Raw genomic sequence first — 24,088 nt, 5'->3', positions numbered from 1 at the left:
CGCCGCGCCGTCCGACGGATGGCCCGACCATCGCCTTATGGTTCAAACATTGTCGGCCTCGGTCGAGGCGGCTTTTCCGACCGCTCCTGTCCGGCTTGCTCCCGGCTGGCCCGCGCCCGTCTGGTCCCATATCCATCCCGCGATTTCGGGCATGTCGTCGCCATACCGCCGGATGTGTTCCTTGTGCGCGATGAGCTTGTCGCGCATGGCCTGCTTGACGTAGGCGGCCCTCGCGCCGAGCGCCGGAACCCGGTCGATCACGTCGCCCACGAGGTGGAACCGGTCGAGATCGTTCAGCACGCACATGTCGAAGGGCGTGCTGGTGGTGCCTTCCTCCTTGTAGCCACGCACATGCAGGTTCCCGTGGCCCGCCCGCCGGTACGTCAGCCGGTGAATGAGCCAGGGATAGCCGTGGAAGGCGAAGATGATCGGTTTGTCGGTGGTGAACAGCGCATCGAAGTCGCGATCCGGAAGCCCGTGCGGATGCTCCCCCGGGGGCTGCAAGGTCATGAGGTCGACGACGTTGATGACGCGGACCTTCAGGTCCGGGGCGTAATGGCGCAGGAGATCGACCGCCGCCAGGGTCTCCAGCGTCGGCACGTCGCCGCAGCAGGCCATCACCACATCGGGTTCGCCGCCGCGGTCGTTGCTGGCCCATTCCCAGATCCCCAGGCCGGCCGTGCAATGCCTGATGGCTTCATCCATCGTCAACCACTGCGGGGCCGGTTGCTTCCCGGCGACGACGACGTTGACGCAGTTCCGGCTGCGCAGGCAATGGTCCGTGACCGACAGCAGGCAATTGGCATCGGGTGGCAGATAGACCCGGACGACGTCGGCCTTCTTGTTCACCACATGGTCGATGAAGCCGGGGTCCTGGTGGCTGAAGCCGTTGTGGTCCTGGCGCCAGACATGGCTGGACAGCAGGTAGTTCAGCGAGGCGACGGGACGCCGCCAGGGAATGGTCCGGCAGACCTTCAGCCACTTGGCGTGCTGGTTGAACATCGAATCGACGATGTGGATGAAAGCTTCGTAGCAGGAGAAGAATCCATGTCGGCCCGTCAGCAGATAGCCTTCGAGCCACCCCTGGCATTGGTGTTCGCTGAGCATCTCCATGACCCGGCCGTCCGGGGCGAGATGGTCGTCCCACGGGACGGTGTCGGCAACCCATGTCCGGTCCGTGACCTGGAACACGTCCTGCCAGCGGTTGGAGTTGTTCTCATCGGGACTGAAGAGCCGGAAGTTCCGCGCATCGAGGTTCAGCCTCATCACATCGCGGAGAAACTGCCCCATCACGCGGGTGGCTTCTGCGACGGCCACGCCGGGAGCCTCCACCGGGACGGCGTAGTCGCGGAAATCCGGAAGACGCAGATCGCGCAGGAGTGTGCCGCCGTTGGCGTGCGGGTTGGCGCTCATACGGCGAACGCCGCGGGGTGCCAGGTCGGCGAGGTCGGGGCGGAGGCGGCCTCCCTCGTCGAAAAGCTCCTCGGGACGGTAGCTTTTCATCCACTCTTCGAGAACGCGCACATGGTCCGGGTTCTCATGCATTTCCCCCATCGGGACCTGATGCGAACGCCAGAAATCCTCGGCCCGCTTGCCGTCGATCTCCTTCGGGCAGGTCCATCCCTTCGGTGTGCGGAGCACGATCAGGGGCCAGCGGGGACGCTGCGTGACCCCGTTTCGGCGCGCGTCGTCCTTGATCCGCCGGATGTCGGCGATGGCCGTGTCCAGAGTGGAGGCCATGCGTTCATGCATGTCGTCCGGTTCGTGGCCTTCCACGAAATAGGGGATGTATCCATACCCGCGGAACAGCTGCTCCAGCTCCTCGTGGCTGATCCGGGAGAGAATGGTGGGGTTGGCGATCTTGTAGCCGTTGAGGTGCAGGATCGGCAGAACGGCGCCGTCGCTGAGCGGGTTGAGGAACTTGTTGGAATGCCAGCTCGTTGCCAGCGGCCCGGTTTCGGCCTCCCCGTCGCCGACGATGCAGGCGACGATCAGGTCGGGGTTGTCGAAGGCGGCTCCGTACGCGTGGGACACGGCGTATCCGAGTTCGCCGCCTTCATGAATCGAACCGGGCGTCTCCGGCGCCACGTGGCTGGGAATCCCGCCGGGAAACGAGAATTGGGTGAAGAGGCGCTTGATGCCCTCCTCATCCGGCGAAATGTTCGGGTAGACTTCGCTGTATGTTCCCTCAAGATAGGCATTCGCGACCATGGCCGGTCCGCCATGCCCGGGACCGGCAATACAGATCATGTTCAGATCCAATTGCCGGATCATCCGGTTCAGATGGACATAGATGAAATTCAAACCGGGCGTGGTTCCCCAATGCCCCAGCAACCTCGGCTTTATGTGTTCGAGGGTAAGGGGAACTTTGAGCAATGGATTGTCATAAAGATAAATCTGCCCAACGGACAAGTAGTTGGCTGCCCGCCAGTATGCGTCGATGAGAGCCTTTTCCTTGACTGACAGCGCTTCGGCCATGCCCGCCTCCCGCAGCCCTGGTGATGTGACGCGGTCCTCTGCGATGCCACGCCCGACCTCTCGGCGTTGGATCGGGTCGGTGTGCGGCATCCATCATTCCACCAAGCGTGGCAGCGGTCAGAGTGCCAGTGCCCGCCCATTCCGTCTTGGTCTCATCGGTGTATGACCTGGGTCCGGCATCCGCTTCGCGGGATGCGAAAAAGCGCTTTTGTTCGGCAGCGCCCCTTCAGCCGATGGAAACGATGAACTCGAAGGCCGATCCCCAGCCGCCCGCAACGACGCGGTTCTCACCGTGGTTCAGAAGGGCGGTGTCCCTCATGAAATCATGCCCGATCGGCTGCCCGTTGACGACCGTCCCAAGCGTGCTGCCAAGATCGGACACGAGCAGCCGGCCCTGGCTGCGGCTGATCATGAAGTGATCGCGCGACAGGCGAAACGGCGGCTGGTCGTCGATGGACAGATCGGGTGACCGTGGGGGCGATGCCTCGCCGTTGATCGGGAGCCGACCGACCACGAAGGGCAGTTGCCCAACCTGAATTGGGCTTGGACCGATCCGGCTGCGCAGGGAGTCCGACCCGGCGGTCAATAGAATGCGTTCGTTGTCGTTGGGAAGTGCCTCCGACGACGGCGCGCCGTTCTCCACCAGTTCCGCCTCGCGCGTCGAGAGCAGCAGGTCGCCGGCAATCTTGTCCTCGATCGTCCGCAGGCGGATGCTGAGACGCTGGATCAACCCACGCGCCAGGGATGCGTCCCGGCTCACCCGGTCCAGGAACTCCTGCGGGGTGAGAACTTCCGCGGTGCCATCGCTGACGGCCCGGGCGGTGGCACTCCGGCTGCGGCCTTCAATGACGCCCATCTCGCCCAGCCACTCGCCGCCCCGCACATGCCCGATCAGGATGGCGTTGTCTCCATTCTCGCGCAGGACTTCGATTTCCCCATGCCTGATCCAAAAAACGCAGTTGCTCGCGTCCCCCCGCCGGAACAGGAAATCGCCCGCTTTGAACTGAATGGATTTGGCCATATCCGGAAGTTCTCCGCTGTTTGGCCGTGCGTCGCAATGGCACGACAGACGGAGATTCTGTACGATGAAAGCAGAAGTGAAACCCACCGAGAAAATGGACGCACACGACGGAGCCCCGCTTCTCCTTTCTTTTGGTGCATCGTTCCATCGTACGGCAAGATGGTTGTGAGTGTGCGGCCATCAATCTTTTCATCGGCTCAACATAGTCATGATCTCGCACTCCGCCGTTTCCGGCGAGCAGTTGGGTGTCCCATTGCTCCGACTTGAGCCTACCGAGGTCGCACTGATCCGGGCGACGACCGGCATCGTGGTCGGCGACGAGGCCATCGCGGAATGGTGGCTGCACTTTGGCCGTCCATCCGCCAGCACGCTCAGGCGCTTCAAGTGTACGCCCGGCGCCGGTGCGACAAGCGGGCCACGTGCGCCGACACGCAAGCTGCTCAAGACGTACGATGTCGAGCCCCCAGGTCACCACCGAAACGCTGCAGTCCTATGGGGCGGCTTTCTGCCGGTGAGGCTGATTCATCGCAGTTTGACGGCCAAAGAAGAAAATTACGCAGCCTTAAGCGAAGCCAAGCACCCAAGCCATTTCGCAGATGCAAATTCGCAACTGCGAAATAAACTCATTCAGGAGAAAGCTTTTCCTCTAATTCAATCAAAGTCATTGTCCGAGATACTGTAACGCCAGACAATTTCTGGGGCGGCAACAGCCCTTTCCGTATCGCCAGGATCCTATAAAACGCCGCAGGCAATGCAAAGACGATGCGGAAACCGTATCGAACTTATGTAACGTCTCGCCGAGCGGTCAAGCTTGGGACTTCCGTTCCTGGTCGCCATTCCTTCAACGACATTCAACGAATGTGACCAGTGGACGCTGGAGCGGAAGATGCCCCGCCTCATTGGAGGGAATCCTGACGGCAGGGAGACGAGGATAGCGGAGAGACGGCGATGACGACGGCTGACGTGAACGATCTCGTGTCGGTGAAAAACGCTGGCGTGGCGCAGACCCAGAAGTCGGACAAGCTGACCTTGCTCCCACTCGTTGCGCTCGTTGTCGGCTCGATGATCGGCGGCGGCGTTTTCAATCTTCCGTCGGACATGTCCAAGGGTGCGTCGCCCGGAGCCATCCTGATCGGCTGGATGATCACCGGCGTCGGCATGATGATGCTCGCCTTCGTGTACCAAAACCTGGCCGTGCGCAAACCGAACCTGAACGCAGGCCCCTATCCTATGCCAAGGCCGGCTTCGGACCGTTCGTCGGCTTCAACAGCGCCTGGGGCTATTGGCTGAGCGCCTTTCTTGGAAACGTGGCCTACGCGGTGGCCATCTTCTCGGCCCTGTCCCACTTCTTCCCCATCTTCGGCGACGGCAACAACCTGCCCTCCATCGTCGGCGCGTCGCTGTGCCTGTGGCTGATCCACGCGCTCGTGCTCAGCGGCATCAAACAGGCGGCCTTCGTGAACGTCGTCACCTCGATCGCCAAACTGGTGCCGCTGTTCCTGTTCGTCCTGGTGGCCATCGTCGGCTTCCATTGGGATCGCTTCACGGTGGATTTCTGGGGAACCGGCGCCGGTTCCGGCACGGGAGGCCTCGGCTCGGTCATGGAGCAGGTGAAGAGCACCATGCTGGTGACTCTGTGGGTGTTCATCGGCATCGAAGGCGCCAGCGTCTATTCCGCCCGCGCGGCCCGCCGCTCCGACGTCGGGCGGGCGACCGTGATCGGCTTCGCCGGTGCGCTGGGAATCTACGTGCTGGTCTCGCTGCTGGCGACTGGCGTCCTGCGGCAACCCGAACTCGCCGACCTCAAGGTGCCGTCCATGGCGGGCGTGTTCGAGTCCCTCGTCGGCCCGTGGGGCGCCGCCCTGATCAACATCGGCTTGGTGATCTCGGTCGGCGGCGCCTTCCTCTCCTGGACGCTGCTGTGCGCGGAGATCCCCTACACCTGCGGCCGCGACGGGACTTTCCCGAAATGGTTCGCCGCGGAGAACGCCAACGGGTCGCCCGTGAACGCGCTGTGGGCAACCAATCTCCTGATCCAGCTCTTCCTCGCGCTCAGCTTCTTTTCGCGCAGCGCGTACCAGTTCTTCTACTTCATCGCCTCGGTCGCGATCCTTCCCCCCTACGTCCTGTCCGGTGCCTACGCGTTGAAACTGGCCCTGACCGGCGAGGGCTACGGTGCCGAATCGCGGACGAAGGGCATCCTGGTCGGTGCCTTGGCGACGGCCTACGGCCTCTGGCTCGTCTACGCGGCCGGCCTTCAGTACCTGCTGATGTGCGCGGTCCTCTTCGCCCCGGGAATCCTCGTCTATGTCCGGGCCCGACGCGAGCACGGGGAGCGCACTTTTACCAGCGTGGAGATGGCCATCGCGGCGGCCATCGCCGTCCTCGCCGTGCTCGCCGCTTGGCTCATGTGGACCGGCAGGATCAGCCCGCTGTGATGGCCGCCGCGCCGTCATACGACAACAAGGCCCGCACGGAATAGCGGGCCATCGAAGCAGGGAGTTGCGTCATGTCTGAAGTCGGCGTGCATTCGGAAGTCGGCAAGCTGCGGACCGTCCTGGTTTGCCGGCCGTCTCTGGCGCACCAGCGCCTCACCCCCGGCAACTGCCACGACCTTCTGTTCGATGACGTCATCTGGGTGCACGAGGCGCAGAAGGACCACCACGACCTCGTGCTGAAGATGGAGGAGCGCGGGGTCGAGGTGCTGGACCTGCACGACCTGCTGGCGCAAACGCTCGACGATCCTCAGGCGCGCAGGTTCGTGCTCGACCGCCGCGTCACCGCCAACACCGTCGGGGTCGCCGCCGTGGAGGTCATGCGCCCCTGGCTGGACGAGATGCCGTCCAGGGAACTCGCCATCCATCTCATCGGCGGCATCGCCATATCGGACCTGCCGGACAACACCGTGAGCGTGCTGTTGAACGAGGCGTTCGGCGGCACCGATTTCGTGCTGCCGCCGATCCCCAACACGCTGTTCCAGCGGGACCCGTCCTGCTGGATCTACAACGGCGTGACCTGCAACCCGATGTTCTGGCCCGCCCGCAAGCCGGAGACGCTGCTGCAGCGGGCGGTCTACAAGTTCCACCCCCGCTTCCGGGACGGCGGCTTCACGATCTGGTGGGGCGATTCCGACGAGGACTTCACCGGTGCCTCCCTGGAGGGCGGCGACGTGATGCCGATCGGCAAGGGCATCGTCCTCATCGGCATGGGGGAGCGCACCAACCGCCAGGCGGTCGGCCAGGTGACCCGCGCGCTGTTCCGCAACAACGCGGCGTCCCGGGTCATCGCCTGCCTGATGCCGAAAAGCCGCGCGGCCATGCATCTGGACACGGTGTTTTCGTTCTGCGACCGCGATCTGGTGACGGTTTTCCGCGAGGTCGTCGACCAGATCCGCTGCTACAGCGCCTATCCCCTGGACGACGAGGGGCGCTTCGAGGTGCGGCCCGAGGCGAGGCCGCTGCTGGAGGTCGTAGCCGACGCGCTGGGCTACTCCAGGCTCCGCGTCGTCGGCACCGGCGGAAACGCCTACGAGGCGGAGCGCGAGCAATGGGACGACGGCAACAACGTCGTCGCCCTCGAACCCGGCGTGGTCGTGGCCTACGACCGCAACACCTACACCAACACGCTGCTGCGCAAGGCCGGCGTCGAGGTCATCACCGTCCGCGGGGCCGAACTCGGCCGCGGACGGGGCGGCGGCCACTGCATGACCTGCCCGATCTGGCGGGAACCCGCCCACTGACGACCAGCCGCGGACAACGAACCCGGAGGGAACCCCAGGAGGAAAAGATGAGCTTCAATCTGCGCAACCGGTCGCTGCTCACCGTCCAGGATTACACGCCGCGGGAGTTCCGCTATGTGCTCGACCTCGCGCGCGACCTCAAGCGTGCGAAGTACGCCAGGACCGAGCAGCAGCACCTGCGCGGCAAGGAGATCTGCCTGATCTTCGAAAAGACGTCGACGCGGACCCGTTGCGCCTTCGAGGTCGCCTGCCACGACCAGGGCGCCAACGTCACCTACCTCGATCCCGCCGGCTCGCAGATCGGCCACAAGGAGTCCTTCAAGGACACCGCGCGCGTCCTCGGCCGGATGTACGACGCCATCGAGTACCGCGGCGCCGCACAGGGCGGCGTGGAGCAGCTGGCGAAGTACGCGGGTGTGCCGGTCTACAACGGCCTCACCGACGAATACCACCCGACCCAGATGCTCGCCGACGTCATGACGATGCGCGAGCACAGCGACAAGCCGATCACCGACATCACGTACGCCTATGTCGGCGACACCCGGTCCAACATGGGCCATTCCCTGATGATCGTCGGCTGCCTGATGGGCATGGACGTACGCATCTGCGGGCCGCAGAGCCTGTGGCCGTCGGAGGAGTACACCGCCATCGCCCACAAGCTCGCGGCTGCCTCGGGCGCACGGCTGACCATCACCAGCGACACCGCCGAAGCGGTGGCCGGGGTCGATTTCATCCACACCGACGTCTGGGTTTCGATGGGCGAGCCCAAGGACGTGTGGCGGGAGCGGATCGCGCTGCTGAAGCCCTATCAGGTCAACCCGGAGCTGATGGCGGCAAGCGGCAACCCGCAGGTCAAGTTCATGCACTGCCTGCCGGCCTTCCACGACAGCGAGACGACGCTCGGCCGGCAGATCGCCGAGGATTACGGGATGCCCAACGGGCTCGAGGTGACCAACGAGGTCTTCGAATCGGAAGCGAACATCGCCTTCGAACAGGCGGAGAACCGCATGCACACGATCAAGGCGCTTCTCGTCGCCACTCTGGGGGAATGATGCCATGCGCGTCGTCGTCGCTTTGGGGGGCAACGCTCTGTTGAAACGCGGCGAGCCGATGACCGCCGACGTGCAGCGCCGCAACATCCGCATCGCCGCTGAGGCCATGGCCCCGGTCGCCCGGGAGCATCAGCTCGTGATCAGCCACGGGAACGGGCCGCAGGTCGGGCTTCTGGCGCTCCAGGGCGCCGCCTACCGGCCGGACGAGGCCTATCCGCTGGACGTCCTGGGGGCCGAGACCGAGGGCATGATCGGCTACATGATCGAGCAGGAGCTGGGCAACCTGCTGCCGTTCGAGGTGCCCTTCGCCACGCTGCTGACCATGGTGGAGGTCGACGGCGACGACCCGGCCTTCGGCGATCCGACCAAGTTCGTCGGGCCGGTCTACGGAGCCGCCGAGGCCGAGCGCATCGCGGCCGAGAAGGGGTGGGTGTTCAAGCCGGACGGCGCGTCCTGGCGGCGGGTCGTGCCGTCGCCGGCCCCCAAGCGCATCTTCGAGATCCGGCCGATCCGCTGGCTGCTGGATCAGGGAACCATCGTGATCTGCGCCGGCGGCGGCGGGATACCCACCATGTACCAGCCGGCCATGCACCAGCCGGGTAAGGAACGTACGCTGGTCGGCGTTGAGGCGGTGATCGACAAGGACCTCTGCTCGGAGCTGCTGGCGCGCGAGCTGGGTGCCGACCTCCTCATCATGGCGACCGACGCCGAGGCCGTGTTCCTCGGCTGGGGAACGCCGGACGCGCGGGCCATCCACCGCGCGAGCCCCGACGCGATGGGCAGGTACAGCTTCCCGGCCGGGTCCATGGGGCCGAAGGTGGACGCCGCCTGCCGGTTCGCGACGGCGACGGGGCGAACCGCGGCGATCGGGGCGCTCGCCGACATTCCGGCAATCGTGCGCGGCGAGAAGGGCACGCTGATCGACAACGCCTTCACGACGACGAGTTGGCACGGGTAGGCGGCCTGATTGGGGCGGCGATCCGGAAAAGGGGGCTGCGGCCATGGCGAACCACGTTTCGATGCCGGCTGAGGAAAAGCGGGAGGCGCGCCGGCCCACGCTGCTCGACGCCTTGCTTCCGATGATCGCCCTCATCGCCCTGCTAGCGTTGTCCTACCTCCTGTTCGGCAAGGACGCCTCCGCTGGGCCGAACCAGGTGGCGCTGCTGTTTTCCGGGATCATCGCGGCGGGGATCGCCTACAAGAACGGGATGCCCTGGGACGGGGTGCGCCAAGCCGTGGTCGACGGCATCGCCACCGGGCTCGCGGCCATCATGATCCTGCTGGCGGTGGGCGCGCTGATCGGCACCTGGGCGCTCAGCGGCACCATCGTGGCGATGGTCTATTACGGCCTCCAGATCCTCAGTCCCCACTATTTCTACGCGACGACCGCAATCATCTGCGCCCTGGTCGGCTTCAGCATCGGAAGCTCCTGGACCGTGGCGGGCACCATCGGCATCGGCCTGATGGGGGTGGCGGCCAGCATGAACCTGTCGCCGGAAATCACGGCCGGCGCGGTGATCTCCGGCGCCTATTTCGGCGACAAGGCCTCCCCGCTGTCCGACACCGCCAATCTGGCGACCGCGGTGACGGGGTCCGGGATTTACGAGCACATCCGGGAATCGCTGTTTACCTCGGTTCCGGCCCTGCTCGTCGCCATCCTTCTGTTCGGGATGCTGGGGGCGCCCGGCGATTTCGACGCGACCGCCATGATGTCCGGCATCGAAAGCCACTTCACGGTGTCGCTCTGGGCCTTCACGCCGTTGCTGCTGGTCCTTGGCCTGTCGATCGCCCGGTTTCCGCCCTTCATCACGATCTTCTTCGGCGCTCTGGCGGGCGGGCTTCTGGCGGTCGTCCTGGAGCCGGCGCGCGTCGTCGCCTTCGCCGCCGCACCGGAAATGCCGGCGGCTGTCGCCATGCTGAAGGGGGTGTGGATGGCGCTCGCCAACGGTTACGTCGCGCACAGCGGCAACGAGTCCCTCGACGTCATCCTGACGCGGGGCGGCATGTCCAGCATGATGAACACGGTGTGGCTGATCATCACCGCGCTGTCGTTCGGCGCGACGGTGGAGCACGCCGGGCTCCTCAATCGCCTGATCGACCCGGTGATCCATCGGATGAGGTCCGTCGGCGGGCTCGTGGCGACCGTGGTCGCCACCTGCATCGGCGCCAACATCGTCACCTCGGACCAGTATATTTCGATCGCCCTGCCGGGCCGGTTGTTCAAGGCGGAATTCGCGAAGAGGGGCCTTGCTCCCGTTCTGCTGTCGCGCGTGGTCGGCGATTCGGCGACGGTGACCTCACCGCTGATCCCCTGGAACAGTTGCGGGGCCTATATGGCGGCAGCGCTCGGCGTGTCGGCGACCGGCTTCGCCATGTATTGCTTCTTCAACATTCTCAACCCCTTGGTGACGATTCTCTTCGCTGTCTCCGGTCTGCGGGTGTGGAGAACGACCATCGACACGCCTCCGGGCAACGCACCGCCGCTGCAAGGCTGACGAACCCTGCACATGGCGTCGACCGCTGCCCGGCGCGGATGGGAGCAGTTCCGTCTTTTGGCTCAACGTGTGGAGTGATCACTGCCAGGATGGAGGGGACGATCATGAACCGCTGTTTTCTGGCGGGCTGCGCTGCCGCTGCTCTGGCAATGGGTGCCGGGGACGCCAATGCCCAGGCCAAGTACGAGATAAAAATCGGTGGCGATGCCTTCTTCGAAGCCGGCTTCGTCAATCAGGACCTTGACTCCGGTATGCGTTCGACCGAGTTCCGCAACCGCTTCCGCGTGCACATCACGCCGGTCGCCAAAGCGGACAACGGCCTGGAGTATGGTGGGCGCATCCGCATCCGCGCCTCCGGTTCCGACACCGGCGTCAACGCCGACCGTGCCTTCATCTTCGCACAGGGCAGGCTTGGCGAGGTGCGCCTCGGCGTGTCCAACTCCTTCAACGACGAAACCTTCATCTCGACGCCGGGCGACTATCTGCCGACCAGCATCATCGATCTCGATCAGGTGACGAACTGGGTTGGCCCGACGACGGCCGGGCAGTCCGTCAACCCGGCGAATGGCCGGTATCAGGGCTCCGACGTCCTCGGTGGGGTCGCCGAAGCCGTCAACGCCGCCAGCATCCTGTGGCCGTCGCTGACACCGGACGCCAACGCAACGAAGATCGTCTACTTCTCCCCACGCTTTGCCGGCGTGCAGTTCGGTGCCAGCTACACCCCGCGCAACGACTCCTTCAATCAGGACGTCAACCGGTTGAAGGCGTCTTCGGCGATCGCCAATCAGGGCGTCACCAACTCCTTCGCCAATCTGGTCGAGGTCGGAGCGAACTATGACGGCAACGTCTTCGGCTTCGACGTCAAGGCCAGTGCCGGCTATTTCTGGGGCACGTCCTCGGACAGCACGGTGGCCGCGGATTCCTTCCGTGACCTGAACGCTTGGCAGGTTGGCGCCCAACTCGGTTATGCCGGCTTCGCCGTCGGTGGCAGTTACACCAGCTTCGGCAAATCGGGCCAGAACAAGCGTCCCGGCTTCTTCGCGGACGACATGTACAATTGGACCGCGGGTGTGCAGTACACCGCCGGAGCCATCGTGGTGGGTGCGAACTACAAGTACGGCGTTGACCCCGGTTCCATGCTCGACCCGGGCAGCCGGCGGGTGACGGCCTACGAAGTTGGCGCCGGTTACACGGTCGCTTCGGGCCTGACCGTGAACGCCCAGTACGACTATGTGCTCTCCAACAGCGATCGCCCCGAGACCGCGGCCACGGGCTCGCCGGATGACAAGGCGCACGTCATCGTGCTTCGCACGGTCCTGGCGTTTTGATCTTCAGGGGAATGGAAAAGCTGATCCGGCGTGGAACGTTGAACCGAAAAGCACCGGAATGCCCGGCAACGGCGTCGCCGCCATGCGGGATACGGTCAACATCCATACGGAAGCCACGGCAAGGAAGAGAACCATGGCAAAAATGATGAAAGCGGCGGTGGTCCGCCAATTCAAAATGCCGCTGTCGATCGAAGAGGTTCCGGTGCCGGAGGTCGGTCCGGGCCAGATTCTGGTCAAGATCGAAGCCTCGGGTGTCTGCCACACCGACCTGCACGCGGCCGACGGCGACTGGCCGGTGAAGCCGAACCCGCCCTTCATTCCAGGCCATGAAGGCGTCGGCACCGTTGCCGCGGTGGGCGCTGGGGTGACCGCGGTGAAGGAGGGCGACCGGGTCGGCGTTCCCTGGCTGCACACGGCCTGCGGGCACTGCCGGCAGTGTCTCGCCGGGTGGGAAACCTTGTGCGATTTGCAGCAGAACACCGGCTATTCCGTCAACGGCGGCTTTGCGGAGTACACGCTCGCGGATCCCAACTATGTTGGCCACCTGCCGGACAGTCTTGACTGGGAAATGGCCGCCCCGATCCTCTGCGCCGGCGTAACCGTCTATAAGGGCCTGAAGGAAACCGACACCAAGCCCGGCGATACGGTTGTGATCTCCGGGATCGGCGGACTCGGCCACATTGCCGTGCAATACGCGAAGGCCATGGGGCTCGACGTGATCGCCGTCGACATCTCCGACGAAAAGCTGGCGCTCGCCCGTGCCATGGGCGCGGACGCCGCGATCAACGCGAAGACGACCGATCCGGTCGCCGAGGTCAAGGCTTTGTGCGGTGGCGCCCAGGGCGTGCTCGTCACCGCCGTGTCCCGGCATGCCTTCAACCAAGCTCTCGGCATGCTCGCCAAGCGCGGCACCATGGCCCTCGTCGGCCTGCCGCCCGGATCGTTCGAACTGGACATTTTCAGCACGGTTCTGATGCGGAAGACGATCCGCGGATCGATCGTCGGCACCCGGTTGGACCTCGCCGAATGCCTCCAGTTCGCCGGCGACGGCAAGGTGAAGGTTCACTATTCGGTCGAGCACTTGGACAACATCAACGATGTGTTCAGCCGGATGCGCAACAACGAGATCGACGGGCGGGTGGTCATGCGGATGTAACAAAAACCAAGTGACAGCCAATCCATGTGATCAGCAGCACGCCCGTGATTTCGACCAAGACTTACGTTGTTCCAACCTGCAAACAAGGGAACGATCGGCATGTGGTCGCGACGCGGGTTTCTGGCGGGAGCACTGGGGGTCTTCGTCCTGGCCGGCTGTTCCGGATCGGGAAGCGTTGCTTATGTGAACGATCCTTGGGGCTACCCGTTCTATGATGACGATTGGGTCTACTACTACGATGAGGGTGACGTGGACTTCCTCGCCGGCCTGACCGACGAACAGAAGGCCGCGCTCAAGCAGAAATGGGACACGCTCTCACCCGAGGAGAAGGAGCAGATTCGTGACCGGTGGAACGCTCTCAGCGCCGACGAGCGCGCGCGCGTGCAACAAGCATGGAGCGGCTTGGATGCGGAAAGGCGACAACAGGTGGTTTCCAGCATGCAGACCCGCGTCCGCGATGGGACGCTCCGTTCCGTGACGCCTGCCGCGGCCGGGCCATCGCGTTTCCCGGCAGGATCCGGCGGTGGCCTGGATCGCAGTGGTGCAGGAGCCCGGACCGGCTCGTTTGATCGCGGCAGCTTTGGTGGCGGCAGGCTGGGTGGCGGTAGGTCGGGTGGTCGGCGTTAGCGTCATGGAACAAACGGATTTCGACGTTCGCAGATCAGGAAAAATTGCGAACGTTCGGGCGCCTTGCGTTCCAAATAACATTCGGTTCTCTCGAGGCAATGAACATGATGCACAGCCGCAGGAAGCCAATGGAAAAATCCCAATATAAATACATCATCATCTTGATGGCAAAAACGATTGTTGTCTTTGGGGCAATAGCCATCGCAGGGTATCTGATTTTTGGACATAATAACGATGTTCACCCGCTCGAAAACAAACCCATGGTCGTGCCGCTTCTGCGATAGAAGCAGTTTTTCATTGGAATTGGTTTTTTCTTTTTTGCCATCGTGTTCTTGGGCCCATTTGACCAGATTCCCTCTGCTTGGAAAACGGGGGTGGTCAAACTTCATCTGGTCTTTGCAATGCGTGAAAGCCGGGGCGGGTGCTCACCCGGAGCGGTTCGCCTTCCGTACCCCCCTCAAATGGGGCGCCACGAGCTTTTCGTAGGCAAACTTGACCTGCCGGTACTCCTCTTCGCACAGTTCGGCCCGTTCGGCCGGCAGATAGCCCTTCTCCACGAAATCGCCGAAGCTCTTCCGGTCGGAGCCATAGCTGATACACATCAGGTTGTAGAAACGTTGGGCCGGCAAGCTGTGCTCGTTCGCGAAGTCCTTCAATTCCGTCGGCGCTTCCTTTGCCTCGCTCGCGTACATCACGGCAACGCTGGCGATCACCCGGCGGGCCTCGTCCTTGCCCAACTGCAGCAGCGTGTAGGCGGCGATCTGGTCGGCGGCATCCTCCTCACGGCCCAGGATCGGCACTTTCTTCAGATCAAAAATGGCGTGGGCGAGTTCGTGAAGCACGACCTCCAGAAAGGGGCCGACGATGTAGTTCGCAGGCGTCAGCCCCTCGCTGACACCGGCCGGTGGGATGTTCTGTCCGAGTTCCTGGATGTAGGCGAGATACTCGTAGCAGATGCTCAGTGTGGCGTCGGAGGTTTCGTAGGAGGCATTGATCTCACCGTCGCACCCTTCGGTTCTGATGGTCAGCACGCGCGGCAGATCGATTCCCTCGACGCGGTCGCGGATGCGTTCCAGCACGCGCTTGTCCTGCAACGTCCGGTAAATCGCCTCGTGTGAAGGGTTTTTCGGCACGGCGTAGGCGATCCGGACATCGCCTGGACGGGCGCCCGCCGGGCAAGCGATGGCAACGGTCGCCAGTGCGATCAGAAGAACGCCGCAAAACCTGTAAGCGAAACGGGTGCAACGTGAATGAACACGCATGGGCCGCGCTCCTCTGCCGGCCAAGGGGACGTTAATCGGTCCCACAGACGTTATCCAACATGATCTCCGAACCGCTGTACAGATATCCTGACGGGGAAATGTAGACTCATGAGGGGCAATTATCGTTGCATGGAGTTTTCTGTGCCAATATGGCCTGGACTTGCGTGTTCTGGTCGCGCTCCGAGAGCTGTGCTCCATCAACGGCACACCGGCGACACCGATCCAGACGGCGAATGCCTGAGCCCGAAAGTGCGGAAGTCGGTGGCGGCGTGGTGGTCGCGACGGAGTTGGAAAAACTGGCGATGGGGGTGCGGATGGACCGGAAGCGCTGAACTTGGCCTGCTGATTTGAAGCGTTTCATCTGACGCTCACGGCGTCATGGCGAAGGGCGAGGCGGCGCGGTTGCGCCGCTGCTTGTACAGGTTGCCGCCGCCGTACTGGCCGCCCCCCCCGGAGTTGCGGCTCGGGCGCTTTTCCAAGCCGAACCAACGCTGTTCTGGTCTGGCGCCGCGTCTTTTCCGGCCCGCTCGTCACACCAGGGTGGCAAGCGCTTCCTTGGTGAAATCGCGCAACGCCTCCATGCGCCCTTCGCGAACCTTCCGGACCCATTGTGGGTCGGAGAGCAGGGCCCGGCCGACGGCGACGAGGTCGAAGTCGCCGCGCTCGAAGCGGCGCAGCAACTCATCCAGAGGGCTGGGCTGCGAACTCTCGCCTTGGAAGGCAGCGATGAACTCGCCCGACAGACCGACGGAACCAACGGTGATCGTGGCCTTGCCGGTCAGCTTCTTGGCCCAGCCGGCAAAGTTCAGGTCCGAGCCCTCGAATTCCGGCTGCCAGAAGCGCCGCTGCGAACAGTGGAAGATGTCGACGCCCGCGTCGGCCAGCGGAGCCAGCCACGCTTCCATCTCCTCCGGCGTCTTGGCGAGGCGCACCGCGAAATCCTGCTGCTTCCACTGCGAGAGGCGGAGGAGCACGGCGAAGTCCTCGCCGACCGCCGCACGCACCGCCTTGACCACCTCGACCGCGAAGCGGCTGCGTTCCGGCAGGGTGGAGCCGCCGAAGGCGTCGGTCCGCTTGTTCACTCCGGCCCAGAAGAACTGGTCGATCAGGTAGCCGTGGGCGCCGTGGATCTCGACCGCATCGAAGCCCAGCCGCTTCGCATCCGCCGCGGCGCGGCCGAAGGCGGCGATGGTGTCCGCGATGTCCTGCTCGCTCATGCCGTTGCCGCCGGGCTTGCCCGGCACGACGAGGCCCGAGGGGCCTTCGAATGGCTGCGGCGGCGTCCAGCCGGACAGGTGCGGGGCCATCACGCCCATGTGCCAGATCTGCGGCGCCATTGCGCCCCCCGCCGCGTGCACGCCGTCGATGACCCTCTTCCATCCGGCCAGCGCATCCTCTCCATGGAAGCGCGGAACGTTGGGATCGTTCGAGGAGCTGGGCCGGTCGATGACGGTGCCTTCGGAAAGGATCAGGCCGACCTCGTTCTCCGCCCGGCGGCGGTAGTAGGTGGCCACATCGTCCGTCGGCACACCGCCCGGCGAGAAGGACCGGGTCATCGGGGCCATGACGATCCGGTTCTTCAGATTCAGCGACTTCAGGGCAAACGGGCGGAAGAGGATGTCCACGCTCATGGTGACGATCGCCTCTGCAATGGTTTGTGAAAGAGGACGTGGAAGCCGGGACACGGTCTTTCTCTGCGCCGATTGTCTTCGCCAACAGAGCGCCGCGACGCTTGTTGCCCAGGCGATGCCGTGCAGGATCGGCAATCGGCCATGCCGCGGCGTTGCGCAGCCACGATGCCGCTTGCCATGGACAACCCTTCCCTGGTTACGGCCCGCTCCGTCGGACCGGCCCGTGCGACGTGAACACCCGTCCGCCCGTGGACAGGACCCCTGGCAGTGGCAAGCGGCGCACGCAACAGCCGCAGCCGGCGGGATGCGCAGCCGAAGCCCGGTGTGGGTGGGTCGCGCCCGGCTCGGCGCCATCGCGGGCAATGCGGTCACCCGGGGTGCTGCTGGCAATGGCGGGTGCGCTGAGGCATGTTCGCGGTGCCGCGGCCCCGCATTCCGGGCAGGCGCATGGGTCCCGGAACTGTGCCATGGGCCGCATCGCCGTGAACGGCCCGCACGCTTCGCACTCGTAGTCGTAGATCGGCATGACGTCCTCACGCTCGGGCCCGTCCGGCGGGATGGCGGAGAGGCCGGGCGAGCGACGGCCCGCCCGGCCCGGCGGGTCACGCGGCGGGTTTGAGGACCACCTTGGTCCAGCCATCGTCGCGCGCGTCGAAGTGCTGGTAGGCGTTCGGCGCCTCACGCAGCGGCAGCTCATGCGAGATGATGAAGGATGGCTTCGCGCGGCCGGTCGAAATGAGGTCGCGCAGCTGCCGATTGTAAGCCTTCACGTTGCACTGGCCCGTGCCGATCGTCTGACCCTTGAACCACAAGAGGCCGTAGTCGAAAACGATCTCGCCCTGCTTGTAGAGCGGGTCCTGGGGGGCCGGGTCCTGGGGCGTGTAGACGCCGACCACGCCGATGCCGCCGGTGAATTTCACCGACTTGACCAGATTGTTCATGGTCATGTTGGGGTGCTCGTGGCCCGCCGGGTCGTGCGCCTGGTAGCCGACGCACTCGCAGCCGCGGTCGGCGCCGATGCCGTTCGTCAACTCAAGGACCTGGTCCACCGGGGAGCCCTTGGAATCGTCGATGGGCAGGGCCCCGATCGAGCCGGCAAGGCGCAGGCGGTCGGGATGACGATCGACGACCATGACCATGCAGGCGCCCTTGATCATCGCCGCGTGGGCGGCCATGAGGCCGACCGGCCCGGCCCCGTAGATGACGACCGACTCGCCGGGACGCAGTCCGGCGAGTTCGGTGACATGCCAGCCGGTCGGGAAGATGTCGGCCAGCATCACATAGTCGTTCTGCCGCTCCTCCGCGTCCGGCGGCAGCTTCAGGCAATTGTAGTCGCCGTAGGGAACGCGCAGAAGGTCGGCTTGGCCGCCCCGATATGGTCCCATGTCGGCGAAGCCGTACGCGGCGCCGGCCATGTTCGGCACGACGCTTCGATCCGCCGTGGTCAGGCAGAACGCGCTCAAGCCGCGCTCGCAGTTCTTGCAGAATCCGCAGCCGATGTTGAAGGGGATGGCGACCCAGTCCCCGACCTTCACCCGATCGACGGCGTCGCCCACTTCGGCCACCTGCCCGAGGTTCTCGTGCCCGAAAACGCCGCCCCGCGGGAAGTCGGTCCGGCCCTCATACATGTGCAGGTCGGAGCCGCAGATGTTGGTGCTCGTGATCCGCACCAACACGTCGGTCGGTCTCTCGATCCGCGCGTCGGGCACGTCCTGCACCGCAACATCGCGCGGTCCGTTATAGACAACTGCTCTCATCTCGTTCTCCCGACCTGAAGCCGCATACTCGACAGGAAGAGTGTCGTGCGGTCTGCCGTCGGACCAACCCGGTCGTTACCTGAGGGGATTTCCGTAGCGTGGCGTGATCATGCGCAAGGCCGCCTGATATTCTCATTCTGTCCGCTTACAGATCAAATTCTCGCGTTTCGTTCGTTCGGGGCGATGGAGGAAAAACGCGGCGGCTTCCGGTGCGATGGAGCCCAATCGTCCCGGCGGTCGTGCCGGATCTTCAGGACGATCCGCCGATCCGGCACGCGATTTACGACGAGGGAATCATCGATCCCAGCGCATCGCTAAAATTAACTGATAATTATTGTATTTTATTCCGAATAAACACCATTGATAATAATTGTCTTCTTCGGAATGGTGTAATTCAGCCGTGAATGGTGGGATTCATGCCGCACACATCCGTACGATACGCCTTCATCCATGAGGCGCAGCCAAGAGATGCCGGCCTGATGCCGATCCTGCGCCTCGTTCTCGACAACATGGCGGAGGGGGTGTGCGTCGCCGGTCCGGATGGCCGGATCATCACCGCCAACCCGGCGGCGGAGGCGGTGTTTGGGCCGCTCACCGGTGCGGCCTTCGACACGCTGTTCGGACCGCGCCTGCGGCTGGCCGACGGAACCACCCCGTGCCCGCCGGCCTCCTGGCCGATGGGCCGCGCCATCCGGGGCGGCGCGATGGAGCGGGAAAGCCTCTATCTCGCCCCGCCGCCCGGCGGTTCCGGAGTGTGGCTGCGGGTGAACGCCCGGCCCCTGATGGAGAACGGGTTCTCCGTCGGCGGCGTGCTGGTCTTCCGCGACATCACCCAGGTCAAGGCGGCGGAGGACCGCATGGCCTGGCTGGCCCACTTCGACCCGCTGACCGGCTTTCCCAATCGCGTGCAGTTCCATCAGGCGCTGGAACGGGCCATGGCGACCGTGCGGCGGTCGGGCGGTGGCCTGTCGCTGCTGCTGCTCGACTTCGACGGCTTCAAGGAGGTGAACGACCAGTTCGGCCACGCCGCGGGGGACGAGTTGCTGGCCGGGATCGCCCGCCGCCTGCGCGAGGCGCTGTCCGACGCTGTCCTTGGCCCGATGGTCACCGCCGCCCGCCTGGGAGGCGACGAGTTCGCGATCCTGGTGGAGGAGCGCGACGGCGGCGAGGTGACGGACCTGCTCGACCGGATGGCCCGCGTCACCGCCGATCCCTTTCCGCTGGGCGGCGTGCGCCATCGCGTGAGCGTCAGCATCGGCATCGCCCGCCATCCCGACCACGGCAACGGGGTGGAGGAGCTGATGCGCATGGCCGATCTGGCGATGTACCGCGCCAAGGAGCAGGGCGGCGGCACGGTCTGCCGCTACGACCCGGCGATGATGGCGGCCACGGTGGAACGGGCGCGGCTGCGCAGCCTGCTGGCCGGGGCGTTGGAGCGCGGGGAGTTCCATCTGGTCTACCAGCCGCTGACCGAGGCCGCGGGGGGCCGTCCGGTGGGTGTGGAGGCGCTGTTGCGCTGGAACCCCGCCGGTGGCGCGCCGGTCCCCCCGTCCACCTTCATCCCCCTGTGCGAGGACAGCGGGCTGATCCTTCCCATCGGGCGCTGGGTGCTGGAGACCGCCTGCCGCCAGTTGCGCCGATGGCAGGAGGAGGGACACGGCGAACTGGAGTTCGCCGTCAACCTGTCGCCCCGCCAGCTTCGCGATCCGGCGCTGGTCGACAACGTGCGCGGCGTCCTGGCCGCCACCGGGATCGAACCGTCGCGGCTGGTCCTGGAGGTCACCGAAGGGCTGCTGATCGAGGACATGGCCTTCAGTCGCCAGGTCCTGACCCGCTTGAAGGAGCTGGGGGTGCGGCTGGCGCTCGACGATTTCGGCACCGGCTACTCCAGCCTCAGCTATCTGAACAACCTGCCCTTCGACATTCTGAAGATGGACGGTTCCTTCACCCGCAACCTGGGCGACGCGGGGCGGGAGAACGCCAGCGGGCAGGCGGTGGCCCGCGCCATCATCGGCCTTGCCCGCAGCCTGTCGATGACCCTGGTGGCCGAGGGGGTGGAGACGCCGGAGCAGCTCGCCTGGCTGGCCGCCAACGGCTGCACCCTGATCCAGGGCTATCTGCTGGGCCGCCCGGAGGCGCCGCAGGCCGCCGCGGCCACCCTCGACCGGCTGGCCGCCGAGCACGCGCGGCGCCAGAAGGAGCGCGGCGACTTCGTGATCTGAGGAATCGAGCCGAGGGGCGCGCCCGGCCGTGCCCCCCATCTTTTACCGGATCATTTTTACCGGATCACGGGGCGGAGCGGGCCAGGGCGGCGCGCCCGGCGCTGGTCAGGATCATGTCGTTCTGGGGGGCATGGACGCGGGCGCACAGCACGTCGCGGTGATGACGTTCCAGGGGGTTGTCGCGGGACAGGCCGGGATTGCCGGTGATCTCCAGCGCCTTGGCGACCGCGTCGATCGCGTTGTTGGTCACCGTGTGTTTGACCAGGAAGCTGTCGCTGGCCGGCGGGACGGTCCCGACGTCCACCGAGGCCGACAGCGAGCGCAGAAGCACCCTGTTGGTCAGCAGCAGCGCCTCGATGGCACCCAGCGCCTCCTGAAGGCGGAGCACGGTCGCCAGCGGGGCGCCGCCCAGCGCCGTCGGCTTGCGGGCGTGCAGGAAGCCGGTCAGCCAGTCCCGCGCCGAGCGGGCGATGCCGTCGTAGACGCCGCTGAACAGGGTGGACAGCCAGGCGGAGCCGACCGGATCGGGCACCGTCCAGCCCGCGGCTGGGCGCCGTTCGCCGACATGGTCGTCGGGAACGAAGGTGTCGTGGAAGATCACCTCGTGGCTGCCGCTGGCCCGCATGCCGATGTGGTTCCAGCTTTCCCGCACCTCGATGCCCTGCTCGGCGAGGCCGTCGCCGCGCGGCACCACCCAGGTGCCGACCAGCGGCTCGTCGTCGTCCGTGCGCGCCCAGACGCCGAGCCAGGAAAGCACCGGCAGCCCGGTGGAGTAGAGCTTGGTCCCGGAAATCCGCCAGCCCCCCGGCACCCGGCGCGCCACGGTGGCCGGCAGGCCGCCGCGGTGAGGGGTGCCGAGTTCCGGCTCGACCCGCAGCAGGTTGATGATGGCGCCCTCGGTCACGGCGCTGCGAAGGATGCGGTCGCGCAGAGGCTCCGGCCAGCCGGCGCCGCGCTGGATCTGGTTGAGGATGGCGTATTGCAGCACCAGCACCAGGGCGGTGGACGGTTCCCCCCGCGCGAGCCCGCCGACCACGGCCAACGCGTCCCTCAGCCCGCCGCCCTTGCCGCCCAGCGGCGTCGGAACGATCAGCGCCGGCAGCCCCGCCTCCCGCAGCCATTCGAAATTCTCGAAGGGGAAGCTGGCGGCGGCGTCGTGCTCCGCGGCGCGAAGGGCGAAGCGGGCGGCCAGCGCCGCAATCTCGGCCTCGTCCACCGCCGGGGCGGGGGCGGCCTCGCCGAGGGGCACGGGCTGGAAGGAAAAGTCGGCATGGAGCGTGTCGGGGGGCATGTCGGGTCGGTCCGCTGCGATGAGGGGAAACTGGGCGGCGACGGCGGTCAGACGAGATCCACCGTGATGCGTCCGGCGAAGCGCTGGCTGTCGGTCCCGCGCTTGATGACCGAGACGCTCTTCAGCTCGTCGGTGTAGAGGGCAAGCTGCCGGCGCAGCGCGTCGCCGATGGGGGTGACGTTGTGGGCGTGGCTGCGCAGCATCGCCTCCAGATCCTCCACCGGGAATTTTGGGGCGAAGGGGGCGTAGGCCGCGGCGGCGGCGCGCGGGTCGGCGTAGGCGGCGTGCTGCGCCTCGATCAGCGCCGCGGTCAGCGCCTTGGCCGCCGGGCGGTTGTCGCGCAGCAGGCTGCCGCGCACCCCGACGAGGCAGCAGGTGCGGGTGGAGTACTCGCCGCAGACGTTGTTGGTGATTTCCACGAGATTGGGGTCCTGGGTGTGGCGCCAGACCAGCGGGTCGCCGTCGGCCAGCGCCTGGATCTCGCCCTTCTCCACCGCCAGCCCCAGCAGGTCGGCGGGATATTGGCGCCATTCGACGTCCTTGGCCGGATCAATGCCGAATTTGGACAGGACGATGGAGAAGAAGTTCTTCGACGGGCTGGCCATGTCGCTGACGCCGATGGTCTTGCCCGGCAGGTCGAGCACGGTGTTCACACCCGCCGCCCTGGACCCGATCAGCCGCATGCAGCCGCCATGCAGGCCCGCCGAGATCTTCACGTCGAAGCCCTGTTCCAGCGGTTTCAGCCAGCGCAGCGCCATGCCGACCCCGGCGTCCGCCTTGGCGGTGGCGATGGCCTCCAGAAGCTGGTCGGTGGAGCCGGTGAAGTTGATCAGTTCGACCTCCAGCCCGTGCTTCCTGAACAGGTCCAGCTTGAAGGCCAGCGGTACGGCGGAGAAGCAGACGGCCCCCGCGTTCCAGGACAGGCGGAGCGGCTCCGCCGCCAGCGCGTGGCGGCGCAGGACGAAGGGCGCGGAGAGCGCCACGGCGCCGGCGGCGATCACGCCGCGGCGGCTGAGAAGGGGAAAGGCGGGCTTTGCGGTCATGGTGCGGGAGCCTTTGCGGAGGAGCGGGGGCGGGCGGTTGGTATCCCCTCTCCCGCCCCGGGAGAGGGAGGGGCCCACGCGTCAGCGTGGGAGGGTGAGGGTGCCGCCGAGGATGACGTGTCTTGCTCCTCGGACGACCCTCACCCGCCCGCTTCGCGGGCACCCTCTCCCGGGGCGGGAGAGGGGCTCAAGGTCAGTCGAGCAGGTCGGGCTCCGCCGCGACGATCCATTCCCACAGCGGGTGGAAGTTGTAGGCGCCGCCCTGCTGGGTGCCGACCTGCGAGCGGGTCAGCAGGGCGGTCTCGTGGTCGATGGGCTGCGGCGTGCCGGCGGCTTCCGCCAGAAGCTGGGTTTGGGCGGTGTCCTCGGCGCTGATGAACCACCAGGCGGCCGCCTCCACGCTCGGGCCGAGGGTGAGCAGGCCGTGGTTCTTCAGGATCGCCAGCTTGCGGTCGCCCAGCGCCTCGACCAGCCGCCGGCCCTCGCCCTCGGTCAGCACAACGCCGGTGTAGGGGTCGAAGATCACCTGATCCTCGTAGAAGGCCGCGGCGTCCTGGCTCAGCGGGGCCAGCGGCCGCCCGAGCGACGACCACGCCTTGCCGTAGGTCGAATGGGTGTGGGCGGCGGCCACCACGTCGGGGCGGGAGCGGTGGATGGCCGAATGGATGGTGAAGCCGGCCTGGTTGATGGCGCGGTCGCCGTGCAGGACGTTGCCGTCGATGTCCACCAGATGCAGGTCGGACACCCGGATGGTGCTGAAGTGCTGGCCCAGCGGGTTGATCCAGAAGCGGTCGTGATGCTCCGGGTCGCGCGCGGTGACATGGCCGGCCAGCCCCTTGTCGTAGCCGTAGCGCCCGAACAGGCGGAAGGTGGCGGCCAGCCGCTGCTTGCGGTGCTGCCGCTCCTCCTCGACGCTCGTGTGGGTGACCGGATCGACGGGCGGCCAGAACTTGCGGGGGCGGGGCTGGATGTGGGTCATCGGAAGG

The 24,088-nt window shown here is 65.8% G+C and carries 19 protein-coding genes and 1 pseudogene; 10 read left to right on the top strand and 10 right to left on the bottom strand.

What is annotated here, in order from left to right; genetic code table 11:
- Positions 1–42 precede the first annotated feature (42 nt).
- The gene (locus ABAZ39_RS11435) at positions 43–2,478 is read right to left on the bottom strand and encodes a phosphoketolase family protein (protein WP_038529474.1); all 2,436 of its coding nucleotides are present in this window, start codon (positions 2,476–2,478) and stop codon (positions 43–45) included.
- Between the two features lie 226 nt (positions 2,479–2,704).
- Entirely contained in the window at positions 2,705–3,499 is a 795-nt protein-coding gene (locus tag ABAZ39_RS11430; RefSeq protein ID WP_038529472.1) for a cyclic nucleotide-binding domain-containing protein, read from the bottom strand.
- 208 nt (positions 3,500–3,707) lie between these two features.
- On the opposite strand from ABAZ39_RS11430, the gene ABAZ39_RS35550 reads away from it, so the two are divergent.
- From ABAZ39_RS35550 to ABAZ39_RS11390, 9 genes and pseudogenes are all read left to right on the top strand, one after another.
- The gene (locus tag ABAZ39_RS35550) at positions 3,708–4,181 is read left to right on the top strand and encodes a hypothetical protein (protein WP_144243517.1); all 474 of its coding nucleotides are present in this window, start codon (positions 3,708–3,710) and stop codon (positions 4,179–4,181) included.
- 266 nt (positions 4,182–4,447) lie between these two features.
- A pseudogene (arcD, locus tag ABAZ39_RS11425) lies at positions 4,448–5,937 on the top strand (arginine-ornithine antiporter).
- 71 nt (positions 5,938–6,008) lie between these two features.
- Positions 6,009–7,238 (top strand): arginine deiminase, encoded by a 1,230-nt coding sequence (locus ABAZ39_RS11420; RefSeq protein ID WP_038529470.1) that lies wholly within the window; start codon positions 6,009–6,011, stop codon positions 7,236–7,238.
- Positions 7,239–7,285: 47 nt separating this feature from the next.
- Positions 7,286–8,290 (top strand): ornithine carbamoyltransferase, encoded by a 1,005-nt coding sequence (locus tag ABAZ39_RS11415; protein ID WP_038529468.1) that lies wholly within the window; start codon positions 7,286–7,288, stop codon positions 8,288–8,290.
- A gap of 4 nt (positions 8,291–8,294) precedes the next feature.
- On the top strand, positions 8,295–9,248 hold the full coding sequence (arcC, locus tag ABAZ39_RS11410) for a carbamate kinase (protein WP_038529466.1): 954 nt from the start codon (positions 8,295–8,297) through the stop codon (positions 9,246–9,248).
- A 43-nt stretch (positions 9,249–9,291) separates the two neighbouring features.
- A complete protein-coding gene (locus ABAZ39_RS11405) occupies positions 9,292–10,785 on the top strand; it encodes a Na+/H+ antiporter NhaC family protein (RefSeq protein ID WP_051657963.1) in 1,494 nt (497 codons plus the stop codon).
- A 104-nt stretch (positions 10,786–10,889) separates the two neighbouring features.
- A complete protein-coding gene (locus tag ABAZ39_RS11400) occupies positions 10,890–12,113 on the top strand; it encodes a porin (RefSeq protein ID WP_038531326.1) in 1,224 nt (407 codons plus the stop codon).
- Between the two features lie 58 nt (positions 12,114–12,171).
- On the top strand, positions 12,172–13,269 hold the full coding sequence (gene adhP, locus ABAZ39_RS11395; RefSeq protein WP_425599001.1) for an alcohol dehydrogenase AdhP: 1,098 nt from the start codon (positions 12,172–12,174) through the stop codon (positions 13,267–13,269).
- Between the two features lie 99 nt (positions 13,270–13,368).
- Complete coding sequence (locus ABAZ39_RS11390) at positions 13,369–13,896, top strand: hypothetical protein (protein WP_144243516.1); 528 nt, start codon at positions 13,369–13,371, stop codon at positions 13,894–13,896.
- Between the two features lie 2 nt (positions 13,897–13,898).
- Here the strand turns inward: ABAZ39_RS11390 and ABAZ39_RS35545 are convergent, their stop codons facing one another.
- The 5 genes from ABAZ39_RS35545 to ABAZ39_RS11370 all read right to left on the bottom strand — a co-directional run bounded on the left by ABAZ39_RS35545 (position 13,899) and on the right by ABAZ39_RS11370 (position 18,546).
- Positions 13,899–14,285 (bottom strand): hypothetical protein, encoded by a 387-nt coding sequence (locus ABAZ39_RS35545; protein ID WP_144243515.1) that lies wholly within the window; start codon positions 14,283–14,285, stop codon positions 13,899–13,901.
- Between the two features lie 36 nt (positions 14,286–14,321).
- Positions 14,322–15,158 carry a DUF4344 domain-containing metallopeptidase gene (locus tag ABAZ39_RS11385; RefSeq protein WP_063922635.1) on the bottom strand — a complete coding sequence of 279 codons (837 nt, stop codon included), beginning with the start codon at positions 15,156–15,158 and terminating at the stop codon, positions 14,322–14,324.
- 530 nt (positions 15,159–15,688) lie between these two features.
- On the bottom strand, positions 15,689–16,789 hold the full coding sequence (locus tag ABAZ39_RS11380) for an NADH:flavin oxidoreductase (RefSeq protein ID WP_038529460.1): 1,101 nt from the start codon (positions 16,787–16,789) through the stop codon (positions 15,689–15,691).
- 196 nt (positions 16,790–16,985) lie between these two features.
- Entirely contained in the window at positions 16,986–17,315 is a 330-nt protein-coding gene (locus ABAZ39_RS37675; RefSeq protein ID WP_038529458.1) for an FmdB family zinc ribbon protein, read from the bottom strand.
- 76 nt (positions 17,316–17,391) lie between these two features.
- Positions 17,392–18,546, bottom strand: a complete 1,155-nt coding sequence (locus ABAZ39_RS11370; RefSeq protein WP_038529456.1) for a glutathione-independent formaldehyde dehydrogenase — start codon at positions 18,544–18,546, stop codon at positions 17,392–17,394.
- A gap of 416 nt (positions 18,547–18,962) precedes the next feature.
- Here ABAZ39_RS11370 and ABAZ39_RS11365 point away from each other — a divergent pair, with 416 nt between their 5' ends.
- A complete protein-coding gene (locus tag ABAZ39_RS11365) occupies positions 18,963–20,768 on the top strand; it encodes a putative bifunctional diguanylate cyclase/phosphodiesterase (protein WP_247881576.1) in 1,806 nt (601 codons plus the stop codon).
- Between the two features lie 64 nt (positions 20,769–20,832).
- Here ABAZ39_RS11365 and ABAZ39_RS11360 read toward each other — a convergent pair whose 3' ends face one another.
- The 3 genes from ABAZ39_RS11360 to ABAZ39_RS11350 all read right to left on the bottom strand — a co-directional run bounded on the left by ABAZ39_RS11360 (position 20,833) and on the right by ABAZ39_RS11350 (position 24,081).
- Positions 20,833–22,059 carry an acyl-CoA dehydrogenase family protein gene (locus ABAZ39_RS11360; RefSeq protein ID WP_038529452.1) on the bottom strand — a complete coding sequence of 409 codons (1,227 nt, stop codon included), beginning with the start codon at positions 22,057–22,059 and terminating at the stop codon, positions 20,833–20,835.
- 47 nt (positions 22,060–22,106) lie between these two features.
- A complete protein-coding gene (locus tag ABAZ39_RS11355) occupies positions 22,107–23,102 on the bottom strand; it encodes an ABC transporter substrate-binding protein (RefSeq protein ID WP_038529450.1) in 996 nt (331 codons plus the stop codon).
- A gap of 193 nt (positions 23,103–23,295) precedes the next feature.
- The gene (locus tag ABAZ39_RS11350) at positions 23,296–24,081 is read right to left on the bottom strand and encodes a class II aldolase/adducin family protein (RefSeq protein ID WP_038529447.1); all 786 of its coding nucleotides are present in this window, start codon (positions 24,079–24,081) and stop codon (positions 23,296–23,298) included.
- Between the last annotated feature and the right edge of the window lie 7 nt (positions 24,082–24,088).

This window comes from Azospirillum argentinense (assembly GCF_000632475.1).
In the GTDB taxonomy this organism is placed as follows: domain Bacteria; phylum Pseudomonadota; class Alphaproteobacteria; order Azospirillales; family Azospirillaceae; genus Azospirillum; species Azospirillum baldaniorum.
Note: the sequence above shows the minus strand (reverse complement) of the source record. Positions and strands in the feature narration are given on the sequence as shown.